Origin of the sequence: Telmatospirillum siberiense (assembly GCF_002845745.1) — a bacterium.
Lineage (GTDB): Bacteria > Pseudomonadota > Alphaproteobacteria > Rhodospirillales > Magnetospirillaceae > Telmatospirillum > Telmatospirillum siberiense.
Genome location: NZ_PIUM01000008.1, coordinates 32,407 through 56,728 on the forward strand (window position 1 = coordinate 32,407; position 24,322 = coordinate 56,728).

Below are 24,322 nucleotides of genomic sequence, written 5' to 3' on the forward strand. Positions count from 1 at the left end.
TTTTTCGACATCGTCAATAGTTTCGGTGAATTTTTATTTATCTATCAATGTTGTAGACTACTGATAACCATATTCAGAACATGCTTATCTGACGCCGTTCTTCCCACGCATATCCTTGAATTCATATCAATTCGGTCAAACAAAGCCCCTCGGCGGGACGCTCGCTCAGATCTTGATGACGCTTCCGCTCCGCTTCAGCGGGCGAGAGGCGCCGCCCAGGCTAAAGGATCTGTTGAAATTACCGCGTCATGCTCGACAGTCACGTCCTGATGACAGGGAAATTCCCATCGGCAACTGGGATGATACCCCCCTGAGACAACGGTTGCACCACTAACAGATGATCACTTAATAACGAAATCTAGGCGCGAAATCCGTCGTACAAAATAGTAAAAATATAGACACATCGTAAGGTTTTATTGATTTGAGATCGCCATTTAATTAAAGTTAAAACATCATCAATTGATGTTTTCCACATGAGCACGTCAGACTCGTTAGAAGAATATATTTTAGAGCCTGCGAGTTCACCGCACCAAAGTCGAGAAGGAATCCGTTCCGTGCGCAACAAGCCGTCCAGGGCATGTCTTTTTCTGTCCATCACGCTCCCCGCGCTGGCGCTGTTTTCCCAGCCAAGCCATGCGCAAGAAACGTCCATCTCCGCCCAAACTCCGGGGGGCCATGTGAATGTGGCGACACTGCCGGGAATCGAACTCGGCGGTCAGGTCTCCAACTACCGCTATCAGGAACATGTGGTTTCCAACGCCGAATTCATGCATGAAACGGGCGTCAAGGTCGGCATAACCGGTGCCATCACCGAGTTCGTCTATCAAGGCTTTTTCGTGACCGGTGATGTCCGCTTCGCCTATAGCGGCAACGATTACTCGAGCGCCAGCGGCAAACAAGACGATATCCCCGACTATTTATTTGAAACGCGCGCCGTGGTCGGAAAAGACCTGTTCGTCACCGGCCCCTTGCTGAAGGGGGCGATCGTCGGTATTTCCCCGTACATCGGCATCGGATACCGGAGACTGTACAACGACTCGACGGGGCAGACGGATCTGGGAGTGAAAGGCTACACGCGGGAAAGCCAGTATCTTTACCTTCCCGTCGGCGTAACGCACCGTTTCGGCGTCAGCGAAGGCGCGCGAATCAGCGTCAACACCGAATATGATCAACTGATTGAAGGATGGCAGACGAGCAATCTGAACGACGCCTCTCCCGCCTTTCCCAACATCGAGAGCAAGCAACGCGGGGGCTTCGGCTTACGCGGCAGCGCCATGTATGAACGAGGCATCTGGTCTGTCGGTCCGTTCTTCAATTATTGGAACATCAACCAATCGGAAACCGCACACTTCACGGTCGCCAGGTGGCGCTACTCCGGATTCGAACCCCACAACCAGACCCTCGAATACGGCGTGCAGGCGCGCTACCACTTCTGATGCGCTCCTCGTCCCTTGCGGGCTATGGCATTCACACATCTCGGCTTTGCCGGGAAGAAATGCCGTCGTTCGCGAGCCTTCAGGCGAAGCAATCCAGTCCTTCCGGCAGTCTGGATTGCTTCGTCGCTCCGCTTCTCGCAATGACGCTTAATATGTTGAGAATAGGTTACTGTGGTCCCTGGGCTTGCCCCGGGGATCCACCTGCCCGCCTCCAATGAGCTCGGCCGATCCGCGCAATCATGGATTGCCGGATCAGGTCCAGCAATGACGGTTTTGGGTTGTCGTCAGCACACAAACTCAGCCGGACAACCGTGGAACAAGTCCGGGCAGAACGAGTGTAAGGCATCCCACCGATGCCTACAGCATGGCGCTGGTGCGGGCCAGTTCCTCGCGGCTTTCCAGGGTGGTCCCCTCCCAGCCGTCGCGCAGAAAGAAGCGGGCCTGACGCGGCCACAAAAGGACCCGCTGGCCCGGCGCCAGTTCAAGTTCCGCATGGCGCTGCCGGCTGGTTTCCGCCTCGATGATGTGTTCACCCAGCGAAAGTTCCACCCGTACCACCGCCCCCAGAACCGAGACGTGGCGAACCACGGCGAAGCTCCCCCCTCCCTCTCCGGGTCGCGAAAGCAGCAGATCGTGCGGCCGGACGAAGGCGACGCCGGCGGCGTCGGCGACACCGGCATAGGACGGCGCCGGCATGACCAACGGCCCGATTTCCGCCTGACCGCCCCGGATCCGGCAAGGCAGGGCATTGACGTTGCCCAGGAACTGGTAAACGAAGGGTGTCGCCGGCTGATCGTAGATTTCGGTGGGAGTACCGATCTGTTCGATGCGCCCCTGGTTCATCACCACCACCCGGTCGGCGACTTCCAGCGCTTCTTCCTGATCGTGGGTGACAAAGACACCGGTGATCTTCAATTCGTCGTGAAGCCGGCGCAGCCAACGGCGCAATTCCTTGCGCACCTGGGCGTCGAGAGCGCCGAAGGGTTCATCCAGAAGCAACACCCGGGGTTGGATCGCCAGGGCGCGGGCCAAGGCCACCCTTTGACGCTGCCCTCCGGAAAGCTGCGAGGGATAGCGCAGGGCCAGACCGTCCAGTTGCACCATGGACAGAAGATGATGGACGCGTTCGGCGATCTCCGCCTTGGACGGACGCTCCTTGCGTGAACGCACCTTCAAACCGAAGGCGACGTTGTCGAACACCGTCATGTGCCGGAACAGCGCATAATGCTGGAAGACGAAACCGACGTGGCGGTCGCGCGCCGAAACCAGGGTGGCGTCACCGCCGTCGAACAGCACGCTGCCCGAATCGGGAAACTCCAGACCGCCCAGGATACGCAGCAAGGTCGTCTTGCCCGATCCCGATGGCCCCAACAGGGCGACCAACTCGCCCTCGGCGATATTCAACGACACATCGTTCAAGGCGGCAAAACTGCCGAACGTCTTCCTGACATTCCGGGCGTCGATCATCATTGACCTCATTGCCGCGCGTCGGCGGCGATCTCACGGCTGAACCGCCAGACCAGCAAGGCTTTGGCGGCAAGGGTAACCAGGGCCAGCAGGGCCAGCAGGGAGGCGACGGCAAAGGCCGCCATATAATTGTATTCGTTGTAGAGGATCTCGACATGCAGCGGCATGGTGTTGGTCACCCCCCGCACATGGCCCGAGACCACCGATACGGCACCGAACTCTCCCATGGCGCGGGCGTTGCACAACAGCACGCCGTAAAGCAGGCCCCATTTGATGTTGGGCACGGTAACCGTCCAAAAGATCCGCCAGCCGCTGGCCCCCAGCACCACGGCTGCCTCCTCCTCCTCGGTGCCTTGCGATTCCATCAGGGGAATCAGTTCGCGGGCGACGAAGGGGAAGGTGACGAACACCGTGGCCAGCACGATCCCCGGAACGGCGAAGATCAACTTGATGTCGTGATCCCTCAACCAGGGACCGAACCACCCCTGCAGTCCGAACAGCAACACATAGATCAGCCCCGAGATGACCGGCGAAACCGAAAAGGGAATGTCGATCAAGGTGATGAGCAGGCTTTTGGCCCGGAAGTCGAACTTGGCGATACACCAGGAGGCGACGGCGCCGAAGACGACGTTGAGCGGCACGGCGATCACCGCCACCAGCAACGTAAGCCGAATCGCCGCCAGCGCGTCGTCATCGACGAGGGCCGCGAAATAGGCGTCGGCGCCTTTCGAAAAAGCCTCGCCGAACACCGTCGCCAGGGGCAGCAGCAGGAACAGACCAAGGATGGCAACACCGAGAGCGGTTAGCAGACCCTTGACCCAGAGCGTCTCGCTGACGGCGCGGGAGCGTCGTCGGGCCGCCGAGATTTCCACGGCTATGGCCATGTCAGACCGCCCCCAGACGATTACTATGCCATTTCTGCAAAGTGTTGATCACCAGAAGCAGGATGAAGGAGGCCACCAGCATCACCACGGCGATGGCGGTTGCCCCGGCGTAATCATATTGTTCGAGCTTGGTGACGATCAGCAAAGGCGCGATTTCCGAAACCCCGGGCATATTGCCGGCAATAAAAATCACCGAGCCATATTCCCCAAGGGCGCGGGCGAAGGCCAGCGCGAAGCCGGTTACCAGGGCTGGGAAGACCGCCGGCAGGATGATCATGCGGAAAATCTGCCAGCGCCCAGCCCCCAGGCTGACCGCCACCTCCTCATGTTCGACTTCGAGATCCTGCAACACGGGCTGCACGGTCCGCACGACGAAGGGCAATCCGATGAACACCATGGCCACCACGACACCGAGCGGCGTGAAGGCCACCTTGATGCCAAGAGGTTTCAGGAACTGGCCGACCCATCCGTTGGGCGCGTAGATGGCGGTCAGCGCGATACCGGCCACGGCGGTCGGCAGCGCGAAGGGCAGATCAACGATGGCGTCAAAGAATTTCCGTCCGGGAAAGTCGTAGCGCACCAGCACCCAGGCGACCAGCAAACCGGCTACCACATTGATCATGGCCGCCAGCAAAGCCCCCCCGAAACTCAGGCGGTAGGCCGCCAACACGCGGGGCGCGAAGGCGGCCTGGACGAATTGCTCCCAGCCCATCCCGGCGGCACGGAAAAACAGCGCCGCCAGGGGAATGAGCACGATCAGCCCGAGATAGAACAATGTGTAACCCAGGGTGGGTCCGAATCCCGGGATGACGGAAGACTTGGTCGCGGTCATTATTTTTTCGCAACTCCGGTGATGGAATCGAAGATTCCGCCATCCTGGAAGTGAGCCTTGTGCAAGGCCTGCCAGCCACCCAGGCTCTGCACGCTGAACAACTGAACCTCCGGGAAGTCCTTGGCGTGCCGCTTGGCGACATCGGGATCGCGGGGCCGGTAATGGTTACGCGCGACGATCTCCTGGCCCTCCGGGCTGTAAAGGAATTTCAGATAAGCCTCCGAGACGGCACGCGTTCCGCGTTTGTCGACCACCTTGTCGACCACCGCGACGGGTGGCTCGGCAAGGACCGAGATGGACGGAATGACGATGTCGAACTGATTCTTGCCCAACTGCGCCTCGGCCAGGATAGCCTCATTCTCCCAGGCCAGTAAAACATCACCGATGCCTCTTTGCACGAAGGTCGTGGTCGATCCGCGCGCGCCCGAATCGAGAACAGGCACGTTCTTGAACAGAGCTGCCAGGTATTCTTTCGCCTTGGCCTCGTCGTTGTTGTAATGGTGCAGGGCATATCCCCACGCTCCGACATAGGCCCATCGGCCGCCGGCCGATGTCTTCGGGTTGGATGTTATGACCTCCACTCCCGGCTTGGTGAGATCGTCCCAATCCTTCAAGTGCTTGGGATTACCCTTGCGCACCAGAAATACCACGTCCGAAGTGTAGGGGGTCGAATTGTAGGGCAGGCGGTTGGCCCAGTCTGAGGAGAGCAGCCCGGTCTTTTCGGCGATGGCGTCGATATCGTAGGACAAGCCCAGGGTCACCACGTCGGCCTCCAGCCCGTCGATGACCGAACGCGCCTGCGCGCCGGAACCGCCGTGCGATTGGTTGATCTTCAGGCTCTCGCCGGTCTTGGCCTTCCACTCCTTGGCAAAGGCCTGGTTGACTTCCTGATAAAGTTCGCGGGTCGGATCATAGGAAACATTCAGCAAAGTGGTATCGGCCCGCGCCGGAGAGACGGCCAACCCGCTCAAGGCGATCCAGGCGAAAAGGGAAATGGTGTTTTTGATCCTCATCGCGGCAATCCTTCGAAAATTTCGGTCAACTTCCGGAAGCGATATATGTGACGCACCGCTTCGCCCCATTTTTACACTAAATAAACGTATATGATGCAGAATATAATCACACGCTGATGTTGTTAGCGTCAAGCCTGCCACAAAAAAACGTGCAATGTTGATTCGCCATCGATCCTCTTGACGAACGCGGGGCGGAGACGTTGTTTTGGACCGTCGAGAACAGCGGCCTTAGCCATGAATGACACGGGGTGAAATCGGCAGCCCCCTTTATGCGGAAAAGGACATCATGACCTCTGTGAACTTGAACGCGCAAATCATCGGGGAAGGAAGTCCGCTGGTCATTCTTCACGGGCTGTTCGGCTCGGCCCGCAACTGGGGATCCATCGCCCGCGGCCTGGCCGACATCCGCCAGGTCCATGCCCTCGATCTGCGCAATCACGGATCCTCGCCCTGGGATCCCCTCATGTCTTACGAACGGATGGCAGAGGACGTCGCCGCTTACATCGAGCGGCGGGGACTGGCGCCCGCCGATGTCCTCGGCCATTCGATGGGAGGCAAGACGGCGATGCTGATGGCGCTGACCCATCCCGAACTGGTCGAACGCCTGATCGTCGTCGATATCGCGCCGGTCAGTTATGTGCGTGAAAGTTTTCCCGAATATCTCCGCGCCATGCAGGGCATCGACCTCGACCGGCTGCACCGCCGGGCCGATATCGACGAGGCCCTGGCGCCAGCCATTCCCGATGCCTCGCTGCGCGCCTTTCTGATGCAAAACCTGGTCAGCCAGGACGGGCGTTTCCATTGGCGCATCAATCTGGCCGGCATCGGCCCCAATCTGCCGACGATCATCGCTTTTCCCGAGGTCGAGGGTCATTTCGACGGTCCCACCACCTTCCTGGCCGGCGAACGCTCCGATTATATCCGCCCGCGCGACACAACCGCCATCGAACGTCTGTTTCCACGGGCCAAATTGATCGAAATCGGCGAAACTGGCCATTGGCCGCACGCCGAACGGCCCGAACGCTTTCTCTCGCTCACCCGCGACGCCTTGACCGCGTGATACCAAGTCCCGATGAGGATGACTCATCGAGACTTGGCTGGCCCATTGAGACGCCCGCGCCATCGTTGGCGCGAAGCCATGGGTTTCGGAGAAACCTGCCCGGCGATTGAGGGCTCGGTGATCGGTTCCGATCACCGAGAGTTGGTATGAGCCCCCTTCTTTCCGGTCCTGTCCGGTGCAAGCCTTTGCTATAGTCCTGACATAATACAAGGAATTGACATGACCGAGATCCCTCAGGACGCCCCCGCCTCTCTTTCCCCGGCAACGACCGGGGAACCCGCCGTAGAGCCCCCGGCAGATCGTAAGCCCCCCCCCTCGCCTGTCGTTTGGGGCTTCCTCGGCGGACTGTTCGGCGGCATCGTGGTATTCGTCGCGGCCATCGGTGGCCTGGCCGCCGCCTGGCCCGATCTGCGGGAAGCGGTCTTCGGAGATGAGCCTCGCCGGCTCACAACCCTCGAACATGCCATCGACGACCTTAATCCCCGCCTGGCCGCTGTCGAACGCGAACTGAACCGGCGAAACGGAGAGGCCGACGCCACCGGATTGGCTCAGACGCTGGCACAGAAGGTCGCCGCGCTGGAGACCCAGGTCCACGCCCCCCTGGCCGACGCACGAGTGGGCTCCCTGGCCGAACGAAGCGACAGGCAGGCCGCGGACCTGTCTCGTCTGACCGCCGACGTTCAGTCCCTGCGCGGCGCCATCCCTCCGGAAGGGACCATCCTGCGCCTCGCCGAACGGGCTGAACTGGCCGAAAAGGCCGTCCGCGACATCGCCACACAACGCGCCTCCGCCCAGGCCGTCCTCCTGACCGTCGGACTCCTGCGCGACGCGGTCAACCGGGGCGACCCCTTTACGTTCGAACTGCAGGCCACCCGCAAAGTCTTGGCCGATCAGGCCGACACCCCTCCCCTCGAAGCCCTGGCGCCGTTGGCCGATAAGGGTATCGCCCGTAAGGAGACGCTGCGAAACACCTGGCCCGAAGTGGAAAAGGCGATCCTGCGTTCCGCCGTGCTGGCACCAGACGGTAATTTCTGGGAACGGGCTCTCTATAAGGTAACGACGCTGGTCAACATCAGAAAGATCGATGGGCAGGGAACCGGCACACAGGCGATCGTCGCCCGCGCGGAAACCCGAATCGGGGAAAGCGATCTGGCAAAAGCCGTCGAGGAACTCTCACATCTGGACGGCGCGCCGGCGGATGCCGCATCCGCCTGGTTGAAAGCGGCCAAGGACCGCGTCGCCGCCGATCGCGCTCTTTCCGAACTGTCGGCCGCCTCGGCCGCTCAGTCGACCAGAAACGGAAACTGACCAATGTCGGTTTTCCAACCCGGTGATCGGACCCGATCACCGGGGCTGGTTATCGGCAGCTTCTCCAGCGAACAAAAACCGTCCCCGCCCCGCCTGTTTAGCCTCATACATGGCCTTGTCGGCCGCGCAGACCAGTTCCTCCGCCGTGTGTCCATGCGTCGGATATAGGGCAATGCCGATGCTGGCGCCGATCTGCACCGAGGACTCATCGCTCTGCAGGGCGAAGGGAATGGAAAGCGCGCTCAGGATCTTTGCCGCCACCAATTGAGCATCGGCGGGCGACGCCATGTCCGGAAGAATGATGATGAACTCGTCGCCTCCCAGTCGCGCGACCGTATCGCTTTCACGGACGCACCCCTGAAGCCGCTCCGACAACGCAACAAGCAGATGGTCGCCGGCCAGATGCCCGTAACGGTCATTGACCGGCTTGAAACCATCCAGATCGAGAAACAGAACGCCGAGCAGCCCGCGCTCCCGAACCATCTTGGCCAGAGATTGCTGCAGACGGTCGTGCAACAGGGAGCGGTTCGGCAATCCGGTCAAGGCGTCGTAGCTGGCCCGGTAGCGGATCCTCTCGGCCTCCTGTTTCTCGTCGGTAATGTCGGAAAAGACGCCGACATGATTGACCACATGGCCGTCGACATCGCGGATCAGGGACAAGGTCAGACGTTGCACGTAGATTTCGCCATTCTTCCGGCGGTTCCAGACCTCGCCATGCCAATGTCCCGTCCGTCCGAGCACCAGCCACATCGCCTCGTAGAATTTGCGATCGTGACGGCCCGAGGCGAGGATTCTGGGATTCCGCCCCACGACGTCCAGAAGATCGTAACCGGTCACCCGCTCGAAGGCGGGATTGACCGCGATGATGTGATTGGACCCGTCCGTCACCATCATCGCCTCGTCCGTGGTCTCGAAAACGATGGAGGCCAGATGATGATGCCGCTCCGCCAGCTTGCGCTCCGTGATGTCACGAATGATCACCTCGGCGGCCGGACGCTCCTGGTGGTCGATGGAGGCCAGACTCATCTCGCCATCGAATGCCGACCCGTCGAGACGCGACAGCCGGCATTCGACACGCTGGGGTTCGACGATCCCGCCCAAAGCCCGTTCCGCCGTCAACGCCGGCAAACGGCGTTGCGGGTCGCTCGGAACAAACAAGGCCGCAGGATCGAGCCCGATCAGTTCCTCGCGACACGACGCCCGGAACATCACCATCGCCCGTTCGTTGGCAAACAGAATCGCATGGGCGCCACAAAGCAATATGGCGTCAGGCGACAGATCGACCAGCGTGCGGAAGCGCTCCTCGCTTTCCCGCAGGGCCCTGGCGGCGGCGGCGCGTTCGATGGCGTAACGAAGCGTCCTTTGCAACAGCGCCGCATCGGCGAAGCCCTTGATCAGGAAATCCTGACACCCCCGCTGAACCGCCATGGTTCCGGCCATCCGGTCGGCCAAGCCGGTCAGGACCACCACCGGCGTCCGTGGCCAGGCCGTCAGAATGGCATCGACGGTTTCGGCACCGGAACTGTCCGGCAGCCCCAGATCGGTCAACACGACGTCGAAGCCCCCTGTCGCGGAAAGCTCCACCGCTTGGGCCAGCGTCGAAACCTCGGTCACGAGAAAAGGAACGTCGGAATTTTCCGCAAGAAGCAGCGAGACGAACCGGGCATCGCCGGGATTGTCCTCCACGACGAGAACGTGGATGGCTTTGCTCCCCCCGCCAGCTTCATCCATTGCCAGCCCCCCGGGCAGATTCGCCCAAACGGTGTCTTGCTAAAACTATTTTATCGCAAGAGGGGTAAGGATCAGGAAGAAAAAAAGAACAATGCCCATCGAAAAACCGGCAATCACTCGCAATAGGAGAATCGCATTTCGGCAATCATCATAAAAATGCCGGCCACCACACCAATAATCGGTGCCTGTCGGCCGGCATTCCCCAGTTACCGAGTCTGATTTTATTTATATCGAGACGTCAGACAGTTGAGAATCGTTCCAATGCTTCCGTCAGCTTATCCCGGGCGGCCACCCATTCACTCAAACGCTCCCGCTGCTCCTCGACCACCTCGGCCGGAGCCTTGGCAACGAATTCACGATTGCCGAGTTTCTTTTCGACCTTTTCGATATCCCCGGAAAGCTTGGCGATCTCCTTGGCCAGGCGGGCCTTCTCCTGCGCCAGGTCGATAACGTCGGCCAAAGGCAGCAGAATAGTCGCCTCGTCGACTACCACCTGAACAACCCCTTGGCCCTCGGCCTCCAAGACAAGATCGAGAGAAGCGGCACGGGCCAGCGTGAGGATGCTTTCGCGATGAGTGGCAAGGCGTCGTTTCGTCTCCTCACCGGCTCCCTTGACCTGCAGCGGCACGCGTGCGCCGGGCGGCACATTCATTTCCGCCCGGACGGCCCGGATGCTGGAAATCAATTTTACCAGCCAGTCCAGTTCACGTCCGACGGCAGCATCCTCGAAATCCAGCGACGGCCAGGCGGCCGTCATCAGAAAACCGCCGCGGTCACCGGCCAATTGCTGCCAAAGTTCCTCGGTGATGAAAGGCATGAAGGGATGCAAAAGATGCAGGATCTGGTCGAGCACCCAGGCCGCCGTGGCCCGCGTTTCCGCCTTGGCGGCCCCATCCTCGCCCTGCAGAATCGGCTTGGCGAATTCGAGATACCAGTCGCAGAAGCTGTTCCAGACGAATTGATAAGCCGCATTCGCCGCATCGTTGAAACGATAGCTCTCGATGGCCTGGGAGACGCGCGCGGCCGCGTCGGACAATTTTCCCGCGATCCACCGGTTGACCTGCTCCCCGGCCTTCGTCGGATCAAACCCGGCGACGGGCAGGCACTCGTTCATCTGGCAGAAACGGGCGGCATTCCATAGCTTGGTCGCGAAATTGCGGTACCCCTCGACACGGCTTTCGGCCAGTTTGATGTCGCGCCCCTGGGCTGCCAGAGCGGCCAGCGTGAAGCGCAGGGCGTCGCATCCATATTTGTCGATCAACACCAGGGGATCGATGATGTTCCCCTTGGATTTCGACATCTTTTGCCCTTTTTCGTCGCGCACCAGGGCATGGATGTAGATTTCCCGAAAGGGTACGTCCCCCATGAAATGGAGACCCATCATCATCATCCGGGCGACCCAGAAAAAGATGATGTCGAACCCGGTAACCAGGACATCGGTCGGATAGTAGCGTGACAGCGCCGGTGTCTGATCCGGCCATCCCAGCGTGGAAAACGGCCACAGCGCCGAAGAGAACCAGGTATCGAGCACGTCCGCGTCGCGGGTCAGTTCCACCGGCTTGCCGTAATGCGCCTGTGCGGCGGCGGCGGCTTCCGCCTCGCTCAATTCGACGAAGTAATGGCCGTCCGGTCCGTACCAGGCCGGTACCTGATGGCCCCACCAGATCTGGCGCGAAATGCACCAGGGCTGGATGTTGCGCATCCATTCGTAATAGGTGTTTTCCCAGTGCTTCGGCACGAAACGGGTCCGGCCGGACTCGACCGCCTCGATAGCCGGTTTGGCCAGGGTCGCCGCATCGACGAACCATTGGTCGGTCAGCCAAGGCTCGATCACCACGCCGGAGCGATCTCCATAAGGCATCTGCAAGACATGCGGCTCGATCTTCTCGAGAAGCCCCAGTGCCTCGAACTCAGCGACGATCCTCTTGCGGGCCTCGTAGCGCTCGAGCCCCTGATAGGCGGCCGGCGCGTTCTCGTTGATATGAGCGTCGCGGTCGAGGATGTTGATCATTTCGAGGCTATGGCGCTTCCCGACCTCGAAGTCGTTGAAATCATGCGCCGGGGTGATCTTTACGGCACCGGTCCCCTTTTCGGGATCGGAATATTCATCGGCGATGATGGGAATCAAGCGGTCGGCGATGGGCAAGCGGACGAATTTTCCGACCAGATCCTTGTAGCGGTCATCGTCGGGATGCACGGCCACGCCGCTGTCGCCCAGCATCGTCTCGGGACGTGTGGTCGCCACGATGATGAAACGGCCGGCCTCGCCCTCGATCGGATATTTCAGGTGCCACATATGCCCCCGCACCTCGCGCTGCTCGACCTCAAGGTCGGAAATGGCGGTGTGCAGCTTCGGATCCCAGTTGACCAGACGCTTGTCGCGATAGATCAGGCCTTGTTTGTAAAGATCGACGAACACCTTGCGAACGGCACGGCTCAAGCCCTCGTCCATGGTGAAGCGTTCGCGCGCCCAATCGGGCGAGGCGCCCAAACGCCGCAACTGGCGGGTAATGGTGCCCCCCGATTCGGCTTTCCACGTCCAGACCCGCTCGATGAATTTCTCGCGCCCCAGATCGTGGCGGGTCAGCTTTTCGGCGGCCATCTGGCGTTCCACCACCATCTGGGTGGCGATACCGGCATGGTCGGTCCCCGGCTGCCACAAGGCATCGAAGCCCCGCATGCGGTGATACCGGACCAGGATGTCCTGCAGGGTGAAGGTCAGGGCGTGCCCCATATGCAAGCTGCCCGTCACGTTGGGCGGCGGCATCATGATGGTGTAGGGCTGCCCACCGGCTTCCGGCCGGGCCGCAAACGCGCCCGACTCTTCCCAATTTTGATAGTGCCTCGGCTCGACCTCACCGGGTCGATAAGTTTTGTCCAGCATCGTCTGATGCCACTCCCAGAGTCGAAAAAAGGGAAAAGATGGCCGGTCCCCGAACCAGCGCAGGGCCAAGGGAACCGGCTGAATGGTCGTTTTAGAGCTTTTCGGCTCGGTTGACCATTTTCTCGATTTCTTTTTTTACGATCCGTTCGATCATGTAGGGCAGATTCTGGTCGAGCCAATCCTTGATGAGGGACTTCAGAATCTCACGAACGATCTCTTCCAACGTCACGCCACCATTGCCGAGGCCGACGCCGCGCTCCTGAGCCACGGCGCGGGCCAATTCGGCAAGCGCCGTCGTTGAGGCCGCCTGGACCGGCGGCGACAGCAGGCTTTCCTCGGCCACCTCGTCTTCCTCCGGTATCGGGAGCGGCTTGGCCGCCACGGGAAACGGCAGCGGCTCGGGTTCCGGCTCCGGCTCGAAAACGGGCTCCGGCTCGGACTCGAAGACGGGTTCGGGTTCGGGCTCGAAAACCGGCTCGGGCTCCTCCTCCGCCACCATGTCGTCGGTCAGTTCAAGAACGTCCTCGTCATTTTCCACCGGAAACGCGGGTTCCGGCTCCATTTCGAAAACAGGTTCTGGCTCGGGCTCGGGCTCGGGCTTAGGCGCCGGCTTCGGCGCGGCGGCCTTCGGTGGTTCTGCCGGTGGAGGTGGCGTCTTCACGGCCTCCTCGGCGTCATCTTCTGACAAAATCCGGCGAATGGAGGCCAGAATGTCCTCCATCGATGGCTCTTGCTGCGCCTTGTCGTCGCTCATGGCTCAACCATTCCCCAACGGGGCTTTACCCGAAGACGGTAAGCTTTGCAGGCCCCGCCCCGACACCCCCTGCAATTCACTTGGCGCCATAGCTTGGCTCCACCTCGGTACCGATCCACTGGTCACGCACATTATTGTAATGCTTGACGGGATCGTAAATCTGAACCGGCAGGGCAAGCGCCTGCGCGGTCAACTGTCCAACCGTACCCTTCAACTGGAAGGCCGCGACGGTTTCATCATGCCGGGCCTGCACCAGATTGACCTGGGCGTTCAACAATTCCTGCTCGGCGTTCAAGACGTCGAGCACGGTGCGGGATCCCACCTGCGATTCCCGCTGTACGCCTTCCAGGGCGATCTTCGCCGCCGCCACCTGATCGGTATAGGACGTGATACGGGCGCGGGCCGTGGCTAACCCTTCCCAGGCCTTCGTTACCGACTCGACCGTATCGCGGGTCGTCACATCGACATCGATGCGCGCCTGACCGGCGGTATGCTTCTGTGCGCGCAGGCGCGAATATTCCTGCCCCTGCTGATAAATCGGAACCGTCAGATTGACCGAGGCCTGATAGACGCGCTGGAAGGTCTCCGGCCCCGCATAGTCGTAGTTCCGCACGACCTGTCCGTTCAGCGTCACCGTCGGCTGCAATTCGCCGGCAACCATGTCAACGCCATGTTCGGCCGAATCATAGCTGTAACGCGCATTGGCGATATTGGGGTTTTCCCCCAAAGCCAAGTCGCGCGCCTGCTCGATCGAGTTGGGCAATCCGGGCACCGCGTCGGGTGCCGACAGATTTTCCGGCGGATGGCCGACCACGTTGGCGTAATTGGCCTCGGCGGCGCGCAGATTTCCGGTGGCCTGCGTCCGATCGGCATGTGCGGCGGACAATCGCGATTCGGCCTGGGCAACATCGGTCCGCGTCACCTCCCCCACACGAAAACGATCGTTCGTCGCATCGAGCTGGCGTTGTAGCACCTGCTCGTTATTGATGCTGAGATCAAGCACCGACTGATATAGCACCACGTTCAGATAGGCGTTGACGACGTTCAGAAACACGGTCTGCTCGGTTGCAGCCAGAGCCGCGCGGGCCGCCGCCACCTGGGCTTCCGCCTGCTTCGTCTGGGCGAGAGTGCGGCCGCCTCGATAAAGCGGCTGGCTCACGCTCAGGCCGACATCCTTGCCGGACGACAACGTGTCTTGGTTGACGATCACCCTGCCATTGGACTGGGTGACCGGATTGAAAGCGGTGGACGGCGATTTGCTATAGGTGTCGGAGCGCGCGACGTCACCGGAAAGTTTGACTGTCGGCCGCCAATTGGACAAAGCCTGAGGCACCAGTTCATCGGTCGCGCGCAAATGCGCCCGCTGCGCCTCAAGCGTCGGATTGGTCATATAGGCGGTGGCCAAGGCCTCCTGCAATGTCTCGGCGTAAGCCGTACCGGTAAATCCACAGCCTGAGAGGATCAATCCAACGGCCAGGCATTTCTTCTTCAGCATCGATCACCTAAATGAGGGGGGACGGTTCGGCAAACCGCAGGCACACCCCACGCAATGTTACGGATACGATATCCACGTATGTAGAAATATCAAGCGCTTTGAGCGTTTTTCTAAGACAGAGCCTGGCAGTTTTGATGGAAAACCATGACAACTCGAAGCATCACATGTTTCATTTGGCGGATTCCAGGATACGAATGCCGAAAAAACCGCTCCCGATCCGATTGATCGCCTTGCGTTCTGATCAATCCTAAAGCAGATATCTTTCTAGTTTTTTAACCTTCAAAAGATGAATTCGGCTTTGCGATGAAATTCAGGCAAGGGCCGGACCGAGGCATCGACGATCACCCGGCTCGAAAAAACCTCGCCCACACGCGTGGTCACCGTAACCCGGCCCAGTCCCGTCTCGTCGGCGAGCACGGCGACCAATCGTCCGCCGCCGGTCAATTGCCGCAACAGCCGATCCGGTATCCGGGGAACGGCCCCCTCGATAACAATCACCTGATAGGGGCCATGCGCGGGATCGCCCTCGGTCAACGAACCGCCGACGACCGCCACATTATCGACGGAAAGACCCGCCAGCAGCGCACCAGCGCGCACCACCATCTCCCCGTCGCTTTCCAAGGCGACGACGGTACTGGAAAGACGGGCCAGCACGGCCGCCGAATAGCCGGTTCCGCAACCGACGTCCAGCACGACGTCATCGGGATTGATATCGGCGGCCTGCAACATGGCGGCGAAAACCAAAGGCTCCATCAGATAACGACCGCCGGCGAGGTCGATGTCCTCGTCGAGATAGGCCACGCCCCGCAACTGCTTGGGCACGAAGGCCTCGCGCGGGACCTTGCCCAAGGCATCGATCACGGCGTTATTCGTGATGCGGTTGGTTCGGATCTGGTTCTCAACCATGTTATGCCGAGCAGCAGCGTAATTCACGATCGATCACTCCCGATGGCGGCCCGGAAACCGCCTGAAAATTCGCAAAACCCGTACAGCCAGCCTCCATGCGAGGGGCGCAGGAACGGCCGAGTTATAACGGCCGGGCCAGACGAAGACAATGCCGCTCTGGCCGGGGGGCGGAGCCCAAGGCGGCCCCGTCTGTTTCAAGCCGTGAGCCCGCCGGCCAAAGCATTCGTCCGAGCCCCCCTTGACCACACTTCGGGGAATGTCTATAAACGCCCCCTCACGACCGGGCGGCAGCGCTAGGATGCTTTCGTTCCGGGCAGGGGCCGGGTGGCAGAGTGGCTATGCAGAGGACTGCAAATCCTTGTACGTCGGTTCGATTCCGGCCTCGGCCTCCAAACCCCGCCGAAAGCGGAGAGAATGTTGCAAAAACTTGAAAAAAGGGTTTGCACCAAGCTTTCCGACCTTGTTATAAGGCGGGCCCTGCCGGCATGATGCACGAAGCGCACCGTCCGGTCGTGAAAAACCAAGGAATTCGGTGACAGGCTCAAAAAAGCCAGTCTCCATTCCCAGGTAGCTCAGTGGTAGAGCAAGCGGCTGTTAACCGCTTGGTCGGGGGTTCGAATCCCTCCCTGGGAGCCAAAAGAGACCCCCGGAACTGAAAAGTTCCGGGGGTTTTTCTTGTGCCCCCATCCTTGATGGCAGACCCGATTTTGACCGGCGTGTAATCCGGCAGATCGCCGAGCTTCAGCATCTTGTCAGGCCGGATCACTCCCCGGACGGAAAGTCCGTGGAAGCGGCGAGTTCCGTCTGCGTTTCGAAATCGGCGATCCGCTTGCGCAGTGTCGCAAGAGTGCTCTCCAACGCCTGAGAGCCGAGCACCATGCGCAGCGGCGCGGGTTCCACGTCGACACTCTCGATGATGCGCGCGGCCATTCTGGCCGGATCGCCGGGGGCCAGACCATTCTTGGGATCGAGCATCCGCAGGAAGCTATGGGCAGGAGTGTCGGCGTAGACCGGCATGAGCTTCGCCACCTGCGCGCTGCCGTAGCGGAACTCGGTACGGGCGCCGCCGGGCTCGACGATCGTCACCCCGATCCCAAAGGATGCGACCTCCTGGGCGACCGACTCCACGAAGCCTTCGATGCCCCATTTCGTGGCGTGATACATCGAATTCCCCGGGAAGGCGACTTGCCCGCCGTAGGTTGAGATCTGGATGATGCGTCCGCCGCCCTGGGCGCGAAGATGCGGCAGCACGCTACGGACAAGCTGGATCGATCCGACCAGGTTGGTCGCGATCATATGCTCGACCTGCTTGTCGGTGAGTTCCTCCGCCGCGCCGAACAGGCCGTAGCCGGCGTTGCTGATGATTACGTCGATGCGGCCGAGCCGGGCGAAGGAGCGTTCGACCACCGCGCGGATCGCCGCCGTATCGGTCACGTCGAGCAGCTCGGCGTGAAACGCTTCGGGAAAACGCTCAATCAGATCGGCAACCTTACCGACATCGCGAACGGTGCCGACAACGTGATCGCCACGCGCGAGGAGTTGATCGGTAAGCTGGCGGCCGAAGCCGCTGCTGACGCCCGTGATGAACCAAGTGCGTTGTGACATCATAAAATCCTTCCGTAATAGCTATAATCGTCATGGCAGGTCCGTATGCTCAGGCCGCGCTAACCTCGTCGACCGCCCGCAGCGCGTTGAGCGTGCGCGGATATCCGACGAACGGCAGAAGCTGAGTCAAAACGTCGATGAGTCGGGCGCGGTCATTGCCGACGTTAAGGTTGGCCGCGACATGGCCCTTGACCTGCGCGTCGCATCCACCGAGTGCGACAAGCATACTGAGGGTGAGAAGTTCGCGCGTCGGCACATCGATGCCGGTGCGCGTGTAGTGGTCGCCGAAACAGTTGGCCGACAGATAACGTTGGATATGCAATTGGTCGTCGGGCGAAGAGGCATAAAGTTTTTCGACGACACCACTCCCGACAATCTGCTTCTCGACCTCGATGCCCTTCTCCGCCCGGTTCTCGGGCGTGGTAGTGGACTGGCCCGGCAAGGGCAACGCGACACCTCGCTCAGTGAGCACCTCGTTCGTGGCATGGATAAAGTCGAAGACCTTGGCCATCCCGACGTAAGGCACGGCCTGGTAGAGGATCTCCTTGATCTCGACGGGCGTCACTCCGACGGTGAGCGCCGCGCCGGCCATAACGCGATACTCGCGCAGGGCCTGGCAGGCAATCATCGAGGCGAGCTGAACCATCAACCGGGTTCTGACATCCAGAGTGCCGTGACGGAGCACCTCGTCGAAGGCGAAGTTGTCGAAGGTCTCGATGAGCTCCGGGTCGGTCACCGCCAAGGAGGAGACATGGCCGGGAAAAAGCTCGTCGTGATTCTTGTTTGCTTGGCTATTGGGAGCCATCGTCGTTCTCCTTAGGACCCGTTACAAAACATTAGCGTTTGGGCGGCGCTTCCACGTCCGACAACATCAGCAGTCCCGGGCGAAGCCGTTCCCCGTGCACCACGATCTTCGAAGCCTCCGCATTGAACGCCTGGAGTTCCGCTGCCGAGAATGAGACCTGAACGGCACCGAGATCCTCATCCAGATGTTGAAGATTGGTGGTTCCCGGAATGGGCACAATCCAGGGTTTCTGGGCGAGCAGCCAGGCAAGGGCGATCTGCGCCGGGGTGGCGTCCTTGCGCTGCGCCCACTCGCGCAGCAAAACGACGAGGGGCATGTTGGCCTTGATGTTCTCGGCTGTGAAGCGCGGGTTGGTGAGGCGGTAGTCGGTGTAGCCGGGGACATCTTCGATCGGCACGCTTGGGTCGACCCGATGCTGATAGAACAGGTCGATGACATCGGTCCTGAGACGCTTGAGGGAGGCCTCCGCGACCGCCCTGATATGCTCCGGCCGGCTGTTCACACCGCCTGAGCGCCGCCCGGTGACGGAATCGATATCGAAGCCGAACTTGGTTCCGATCACGACCTTGTCCCGGATGGGCGAAAGCGCCTCTCCGACCAATTCTTCGTCGATGAAGGGACCGTAGGCCTCGGCCGTGTCGAAATATGTGACGCCCCGATCCACGGCGGCATGGATGAGCCGGATCATTTCGCCGGTGTCCTTAGGCGGGTTATAGTTGCCGCTCTTCATGCTCATACAGCCCAACCCGATCGCCGAGACCTCCAGGGAGCCAAGCCCGCGGCGTCCTATCGACGCGAAGACCGCTGGACTGCTCGAAGAGCCGTTACCGACCGGTTGCTGCGCCTGCGCGCCGACGGAACCACCCGTCAGCAATGTCGCGCCGATCAAACTCGCCCCGGCGGCCAGAATTTTTCGCCGTCCGGGCATGGCAAGATCGTGATCCCGGCTATCGTCGCTACGTCGATTGCTCATGCGAAACCTCCAAAAATTATGAAGACGGCGCTCGGGTCGGGACTGTGATCGCGCCGGTATCAGCTCCCTTCAGGCAAACCGAGCAGGCGCCGCAATTCGGATGCCGTCGTATTCGCGCGGAACCCCGGGCCGCCGCGCTGAAAGCTGGTCGCCGCCGCCAGATCGCCGACGATCACCGGCTCGCACCCGGCGTCGCGCACGAGTTGCGTGGCTAGATCAATGGCGTCGGTATCGTCTCCGGCGAGGGGAACGCCGAGCTTGCCATCTTGTCGTCTGGCCGAGGCCTCGACGGACGTCGCGTCGACGGCGCTGAAGGCGCGAACCAGACGCGTACCCGGCAAGTATTTTGCGGAAATCGGGCCGACACCGCTGCTCATCGCCTCTCGGGCCAGGGCATTGCCGCTGCCTCCGGGTGGATTGCAGGCATCGAGCACGATCTTGCCGGTTATCAATTCCTGCAGATCGCATCCGAGTTGCGGAAGCCCGTCATAAGACACGGCGAATAGCAGGACGGAGCCGAATTCGGCCGCCTGGCGCACCGTGCCGACCGAAGCGCGCGGACCGAGCCGGCTGGCCATGGAGACGAGTTCATCGGGATGGCGCGAGGAGAACAGCACCTCGTGCCCGGCCTGCACCCAGAGCCGACCGACAGTCCCCCCCATCCAGCCCGCGCCGATAACACCGATACGCATGGGTTGAGCGGCCCGCACTCTCAGCGCTCCCCGGAACGGCAAAGATGCGAATAGGACGAGCGCGCCGAGGGCGAAACGACGGCAAAGCCGCATGATGCAAAGCCTCTATTTTCGACAATACCGGCGGCAGCATCACCGGAAGCCAATAATCCCGTTGGATCGATCTGCATTGGACCCGCTTCCTCGAACAGTTGACACTCCGGCCGTCTCAGAATGCCGGATGACCTGACACCTACTTTACGCGGATGTTCGGGAGCGATTAGACGGTAAGATGCGCATGGGCTTATGAGCTTGGCTCATGAATTCCGGGGCATTTCTCGGACATTCCCGACCGATGCCCGGCAAGGCATTGCCTCTGCACCACCTATTGGCGCCGGAGCACCGCTGCTACGTCGATTACAAAAGGGGACTAGAAGCCTCCCTGTCAGACATTGCGTCTTCGCCTCACGCCCGGTAGCGCAGCGCATCGACCAGCAGCGTGAAGGCCGGTGAGGACTGGCGTCGGCTTGGGTAATAGAGATGATATCCCGGGAACGGCGGACACCAATCGGCCAAGACGCGGACGAGACGCCCGTCCGCAATATAAGCCCGCACATAGTCCTCAGGCAGATAAGCCAAACCGGATCCCGCCAGGGCGGCGTTCAGCCGCAGGGTGACATTGTTGAAGACCAATTGCCCATCGACATGCACATTCAGCTTGCGGTCGCCTTTTTCGAACTCCCAGGCGAACAATCCGCCATAGGTCGGCAGACGCAGATTGATGCAGTCGTGAGCGGTCAGATCTTGGGGCGTTTTCGGTGGCGGGCGCCTCGCGAAATAGGATGGCGCGCCAACGACCGCCACGCGCATGTCCGGCCCGATCCGGACGGCAATCATATCCTTCGCAACCTGCTCGCCGATCCGAATGCCGGCGTCATAACGCTCGGCGACGATGTCGGTCAGTCCATAGTCGACGATGACCTCAACCTTGATATCGGGATAGTCCGGCAACAGTTTCGCCAGTTTCGGCCAGAGGATCGTATCGGCGGGGTGTTCGCCGGTGGTGATCCTGATGGTGCCGGCCGGTTTTTCGCGGAGTTCACTCAAGGCCGCGAGTTCTGCCTCGATCTCCTCGAAACGCGGACCCACGGTACGCAACAGGCGCTCGCCCGCGTCCGTCGGAGAGACGCTCCGCGTCGTGCGGGTCAGCAGCCGGAGACCGAGCCGCTCCTCGAGTCCACGGACAGTGTGACTCAGCGCCGATTGCGACACCCCGAGCTTGGCGGCCGCTTTGGTAAAACTCCGATCCTGCGCGACGGCAAGAAAGGCAATGAGGTCATTGACGTTTTCACGGGGCATTGATGAATCCCACTCATATGTCCATGCGGCTCTTACCGTCTAATCGCGTCCCACCGCACCTGTTAAGTTCTCGGCATCGCTCAAGCAACGCTTTCAAGACCGAGAGAGCCATACCAAACGTACGGGAAACACCAAAATCAACTGAAAGCATAACTAACGATACATGGCTAAACAACAATTATTTTTCCACATTGAAATAATAATATTAAATAATTAATGATATTCTATTTAATATTTTTTAGAAATTTTTTAACATTATGCCTTATTTAAATAATTTTTCACTGTAAAATATGATGATTTATTCACAAAACCCAATGGAGAATAGACCATAAAATGGCTTTCTGTACTCCTATAGTTTTTTATTTAGCAACACAACCTCGTAACTCCTACGGTCTTCGGCACCATGTCCTCGCCTGAATTGCCATTTCTGGCACCAAGCGAAAGACCTGCCCCTATCGCGCACAGAACAATTTCTTCTTTAAAAAATTCGCCATAGCCACGTTTGGAGGATCAGATGAAAAAGGCGATTTTAAATACACTCCGGGGTCCATCCAGACGAAAATTGCTGCAAGTGACCGCCGCCGGAGTGCTGGCGGGGGTTGCGACATCAAATCTTCCGGGTCGGTCTTCGGCCTTTGCCGCCGAAAAGCGAACCGGAAAGACATTGGTCGCCTATTTCTCCCGAACCGGCAACACACGCGACGTCGCCAATCAGATTCACCAAAGTATTGGCGGCGACATCGTCGAGATCCTGACGACCCATTCGTACCCAAGCGACTACAGGGCAACCACAGAGCAGGCAAAAAGGGAACAGGAAAGCAACTTCCGCCCTCAGCTGACCACCGAAATCCAAAATATTGATGCTTACGACATCGTTTTCGTTGGTTATCCGAACTGGTGGTCAACACTACCGATGGCGTTTTTTAGTTTCTTCGAGAAATACAACTTTGACAACAATATGCTCATCCCGTTCTGCACCCATGAGGGGAGTTATCTTGGCCGTAGCGTCAGTGACATGAAGGCGCTTTGTCCGAATTCCACGATTCGAGAAGGTCTGGCGCTCCGTGGCGGGAACAGTGGTTATGCGAAAACGGACGCGGCTCACCGGGAAATCGCGGAGTGGCTGCATAAATTGAAAATAGCAGCTTAGTAGACGTACAAGCGATGCGCTTGAGACTGTCTATAGATCTCGTGATGACGATCCTGATGCTTCTGGCCTTCGCTTACCAGTTGACAGGAAATATGGCACACGAATTTATCGGTTTCTCTATGGCTCTCATATTTTTATCCCACAATACATTTAATTATCGATGGTACACGGCACTTACAAAAATAACATATAGTCCAACCGTGATAACAAGATCAATTATAAACATTATTTTGTTGTCAATAACTGTCATGCTGACGATAAGCGGGATTCTGAATTCTCATATTATTTTTTCCCGCCCCCAAACGGAGGGCTATTTGGCGACACGGCAATTCCATACTTTGATGGCTTATTGGTTTCTCATACTTTCCTCTCTCCATTTAGGGATGCATTGGAAAATGATCATGGCCTTCGTATGGAGGAGGACCGGCATCGCTTGGACAGGTCACAGCCGGACCAATTTTCTGCGCATTCTGTCAGTGTCGATTGCTGTTTGCGGCGCAATTTCTTCTTTTGATAGAGGCATATTATCAAAATTGACCGCAGAATATTCTTTTGATTACTGGAATTTTGATGAATTCACAATGGGATTTTTTGCAGAATATATCGCCATCATGGGCATGTATTCTTGTTTCGCTTACTACGCGTTAAAACTTTTCAAAAAATTAGCCCAACCACGCGCCCCCTCCATCGAGAGGCGTTCGAGGCGCCACGAATAAATCACGAGAAAAATACGAGCATCATGAATAAGACAGGAAAATTGGATATCCATAAGACGATGTCGGCATCGCCCATCGCCAAGGACGCCGGCAGGGTGGATCTTTTTGTTCTCGTTGTTCTCAGCGCTTTGATGGCCTTTGCATCCATCTCCACCGATACCTACCTTCCCGCCTTTCCGACCATCAGCGCCGCTTTCCAGGTCGATCCCGGTCGCATCCAGCTGACCCTTTCCAGCTATCTGATCGGCTTCAGCGTCGGGCAGTTGATTTGGGGGCCAATCGGCGACCGCTACGGTCGCCGGAAACCGATCGCTGTCGGGATGATCCTATTCATGATCGGTTCAGGCGGCTGTGCCTTGTCGGGCACGGCGGAGCAAATGATCGGCTGGCGAGTCATACAGGCGCTCGGCGCCTGTTCCGGACCGGTCCTCGCGCGGGCCATGGTGCGCGACCTTTACGCCCGCGAGCGTTCCGCGCAGATGCTGTCGACCTTGATGCTGGTCATGGGTGTGGCGCCGCTCCTGGGCCCCCTCCTCGGCGGCCAGATCCTGGCACTCTGGTCCTGGCAAGCCATCTTCTGGTGCCTGGTGGGATTCGGTATCCTGGCTTTGATCGGGGTGCTCGCTCTGCCGGAAACACTGGCCGCTTCGCGACGCAGCGCGCAGGGGTTGGCGGAGGTCTGGATCAATTATCTGACGCTTGTCCGCAATCCGCGCCTGCTCGGTTACGCGGCCGCAGGCGGCTTCTATTACGGCGGCGCCTACGCCTACATCGCCGGCACGCCCTTCGCCTATATCGATTACTACCATGTGCCGCCTCAGGCTTACGGCCTTTTGTTCGGCCTGAACATCGTCGGAATGATGGGAGCGAATTTTCTGAATTCCAGACTGGTCATGCGTCTCGGATCGGACCGGATCTTCCACTTCGGGGCGGGAATCGCCGCTCTATCCGGGGTGATGACGGCCCTCGACGCGCGGTTCGGCTGGGGTGGCCTGGTCGGGCTGGTCCTCCCGCTGTTCTTCTTTTTCTCCGTCTCGGGATTCATCGTCGCCAATTCGGTGGCCGGCGCCTTGGCGGCCTTTCCACGGAATGCCGGCGCCGCGTCGGCCGTGGTCGGCGCAACCCACTACGGATCCGGCATCTTTAGCGCGGCGGCGTTGGGCTGGTTCGCCGACGGAACGCCTTGGACGATGGGCTGGATTATTGGCGTCACGGGTCTTGGCAGCCTGGGGGCAGCCCTCTTCCTCGTTCGCCCTGTCAGAACGGAGTGACC

21 protein-coding genes and 2 tRNA genes are annotated in these 24,322 nt (G+C 59.6%); 8 read left to right on the top strand and 15 right to left on the bottom strand.

Annotated elements, in window-relative coordinates:
• The first annotated feature begins 473 nt into the window (after window positions 1–473).
• Window positions 474–1,436, top strand: coding sequence for a hypothetical protein (locus CWS72_RS09255; RefSeq protein ID WP_146002690.1), 963 nt, complete (start codon window positions 474–476; stop codon window positions 1,434–1,436).
• Window positions 1,437–1,793: 357 nt separating this feature from the next.
• On the opposite strand, the gene CWS72_RS09260 is transcribed toward CWS72_RS09255, so the two are convergent.
• Genes CWS72_RS09260 through CWS72_RS09275 form a run of 4 tightly spaced genes read right to left on the bottom strand, consistent with a single transcriptional unit; the run spans window position 1,794 to window position 5,632 of the window.
• Complete coding sequence (locus CWS72_RS09260) at window positions 1,794–2,906, bottom strand: sulfate/molybdate ABC transporter ATP-binding protein (protein WP_101250320.1); 1,113 nt, start codon at window positions 2,904–2,906, stop codon at window positions 1,794–1,796.
• A 5-nt stretch (window positions 2,907–2,911) separates the two neighbouring features.
• The gene (gene cysW / locus CWS72_RS09265; RefSeq protein ID WP_101250321.1) at window positions 2,912–3,787 is read right to left on the bottom strand and encodes a sulfate ABC transporter permease subunit CysW; all 876 of its coding nucleotides are present in this window, start codon (window positions 3,785–3,787) and stop codon (window positions 2,912–2,914) included.
• Between the two features lies 1 nt (window position 3,788).
• Entirely contained in the window at window positions 3,789–4,619 is an 831-nt protein-coding gene (cysT, locus tag CWS72_RS09270; RefSeq protein WP_101250322.1) for a sulfate ABC transporter permease subunit CysT, read from the bottom strand.
• Window positions 4,619–5,632 (bottom strand): sulfate ABC transporter substrate-binding protein, encoded by a 1,014-nt coding sequence (locus tag CWS72_RS09275; protein ID WP_101250323.1) that lies wholly within the window; start codon window positions 5,630–5,632, stop codon window positions 4,619–4,621. The genes cysT and CWS72_RS09275 overlap by 1 nt, the downstream gene beginning before the upstream one ends.
• A 286-nt stretch (window positions 5,633–5,918) precedes the next feature.
• Here CWS72_RS09275 and CWS72_RS09280 point away from each other — a divergent pair, with 286 nt between their 5' ends.
• Window positions 5,919–6,692, top strand: coding sequence for an alpha/beta fold hydrolase (locus CWS72_RS09280; protein ID WP_101250413.1), 774 nt, complete (start codon window positions 5,919–5,921; stop codon window positions 6,690–6,692).
• Between the two features lie 219 nt (window positions 6,693–6,911).
• A complete protein-coding gene (locus CWS72_RS09285) occupies window positions 6,912–8,000 on the top strand; it encodes a COG4223 family protein (RefSeq protein ID WP_101250324.1) in 1,089 nt (362 codons plus the stop codon).
• Between the two features lie 36 nt (window positions 8,001–8,036).
• Here the strand turns inward: CWS72_RS09285 and CWS72_RS09290 are convergent, their stop codons facing one another.
• The 5 genes from CWS72_RS09290 to CWS72_RS09310 all read right to left on the bottom strand — a co-directional run bounded on the left by CWS72_RS09290 (window position 8,037) and on the right by CWS72_RS09310 (window position 15,797).
• The gene (locus tag CWS72_RS09290) at window positions 8,037–9,731 is read right to left on the bottom strand and encodes a two-component system response regulator (RefSeq protein WP_101250325.1); all 1,695 of its coding nucleotides are present in this window, start codon (window positions 9,729–9,731) and stop codon (window positions 8,037–8,039) included.
• A gap of 238 nt (window positions 9,732–9,969) precedes the next feature.
• Entirely contained in the window at window positions 9,970–12,615 is a 2,646-nt protein-coding gene (locus CWS72_RS09295; protein WP_101250326.1) for a valine--tRNA ligase, read from the bottom strand.
• 91 nt (window positions 12,616–12,706) lie between these two features.
• Entirely contained in the window at window positions 12,707–13,369 is a 663-nt protein-coding gene (locus tag CWS72_RS09300) for a DUF2497 domain-containing protein (RefSeq protein WP_146002691.1), read from the bottom strand.
• Between the two features lie 76 nt (window positions 13,370–13,445).
• Window positions 13,446–14,864, bottom strand: coding sequence for a TolC family outer membrane protein (locus CWS72_RS09305; protein ID WP_101250327.1), 1,419 nt, complete (start codon window positions 14,862–14,864; stop codon window positions 13,446–13,448).
• Between the two features lie 279 nt (window positions 14,865–15,143).
• Window positions 15,144–15,797, bottom strand: coding sequence for a protein-L-isoaspartate O-methyltransferase family protein (locus tag CWS72_RS09310; protein ID WP_241911653.1), 654 nt, complete (start codon window positions 15,795–15,797; stop codon window positions 15,144–15,146).
• Window positions 15,798–16,088: 291 nt separating this feature from the next.
• On the opposite strand from CWS72_RS09310, the gene CWS72_RS09315 reads away from it, so the two are divergent.
• Both CWS72_RS09315 and CWS72_RS09320 read left to right on the top strand, forming a co-directional pair.
• A tRNA-Cys gene (locus CWS72_RS09315) sits at window positions 16,089–16,162 on the top strand.
• A gap of 169 nt (window positions 16,163–16,331) precedes the next feature.
• Window positions 16,332–16,406 (top strand) — tRNA-Asn (locus tag CWS72_RS09320).
• A 126-nt stretch (window positions 16,407–16,532) separates the two neighbouring features.
• Here the strand turns inward: CWS72_RS09320 and CWS72_RS09325 are convergent.
• The 6 genes from CWS72_RS09325 to CWS72_RS09345 all read right to left on the bottom strand — a co-directional run bounded on the left by CWS72_RS09325 (window position 16,533) and on the right by CWS72_RS09345 (window position 21,183).
• A complete protein-coding gene (locus CWS72_RS09325) occupies window positions 16,533–17,378 on the bottom strand; it encodes an SDR family oxidoreductase (protein WP_241911654.1) in 846 nt (281 codons plus the stop codon).
• Window positions 17,379–17,424: 46 nt separating this feature from the next.
• Window positions 17,425–18,180 carry a carboxymuconolactone decarboxylase family protein gene (locus CWS72_RS09330; protein ID WP_101250329.1) on the bottom strand — a complete coding sequence of 252 codons (756 nt, stop codon included), beginning with the start codon at window positions 18,178–18,180 and terminating at the stop codon, window positions 17,425–17,427.
• Window positions 18,181–18,211: 31 nt separating this feature from the next.
• The gene (locus CWS72_RS09335; RefSeq protein WP_101250330.1) at window positions 18,212–19,153 is read right to left on the bottom strand and encodes an aldo/keto reductase; all 942 of its coding nucleotides are present in this window, start codon (window positions 19,151–19,153) and stop codon (window positions 18,212–18,214) included.
• 59 nt (window positions 19,154–19,212) lie between these two features.
• Window positions 19,213–19,845 (bottom strand): NADPH-dependent F420 reductase, encoded by a 633-nt coding sequence (locus CWS72_RS09340; protein WP_101250331.1) that lies wholly within the window; start codon window positions 19,843–19,845, stop codon window positions 19,213–19,215.
• Between the two features lie 20 nt (window positions 19,846–19,865).
• Complete coding sequence (locus CWS72_RS27755; RefSeq protein WP_158240573.1) at window positions 19,866–20,015, bottom strand: hypothetical protein; 150 nt, start codon at window positions 20,013–20,015, stop codon at window positions 19,866–19,868.
• Window positions 20,016–20,289: 274 nt separating this feature from the next.
• Window positions 20,290–21,183 (bottom strand): LysR family transcriptional regulator, encoded by an 894-nt coding sequence (locus tag CWS72_RS09345; protein ID WP_101250332.1) that lies wholly within the window; start codon window positions 21,181–21,183, stop codon window positions 20,290–20,292.
• A 514-nt stretch (window positions 21,184–21,697) separates the two neighbouring features.
• Between CWS72_RS09345 and CWS72_RS09350 the strand changes: the two genes are divergently transcribed.
• From CWS72_RS09350 to CWS72_RS09360, 3 genes are read left to right on the top strand one after another with little or no spacing between them, the layout of a single operon-like run.
• On the top strand, window positions 21,698–22,333 hold the full coding sequence (locus tag CWS72_RS09350) for a flavodoxin (RefSeq protein WP_101250416.1): 636 nt from the start codon (window positions 21,698–21,700) through the stop codon (window positions 22,331–22,333).
• Window positions 22,334–22,377: 44 nt separating this feature from the next.
• Window positions 22,378–23,049: a DUF4405 domain-containing protein gene (locus CWS72_RS09355; RefSeq protein ID WP_158240574.1), complete on the top strand. Its 672-nt coding sequence runs from the start codon at window positions 22,378–22,380 to the stop codon at window positions 23,047–23,049.
• 23 nt (window positions 23,050–23,072) lie between these two features.
• Window positions 23,073–24,320: a Bcr/CflA family multidrug efflux MFS transporter gene (locus CWS72_RS09360; protein WP_101250334.1), complete on the top strand. Its 1,248-nt coding sequence runs from the start codon at window positions 23,073–23,075 to the stop codon at window positions 24,318–24,320.
• Window positions 24,321–24,322: the final 2 nt, after the last annotated feature.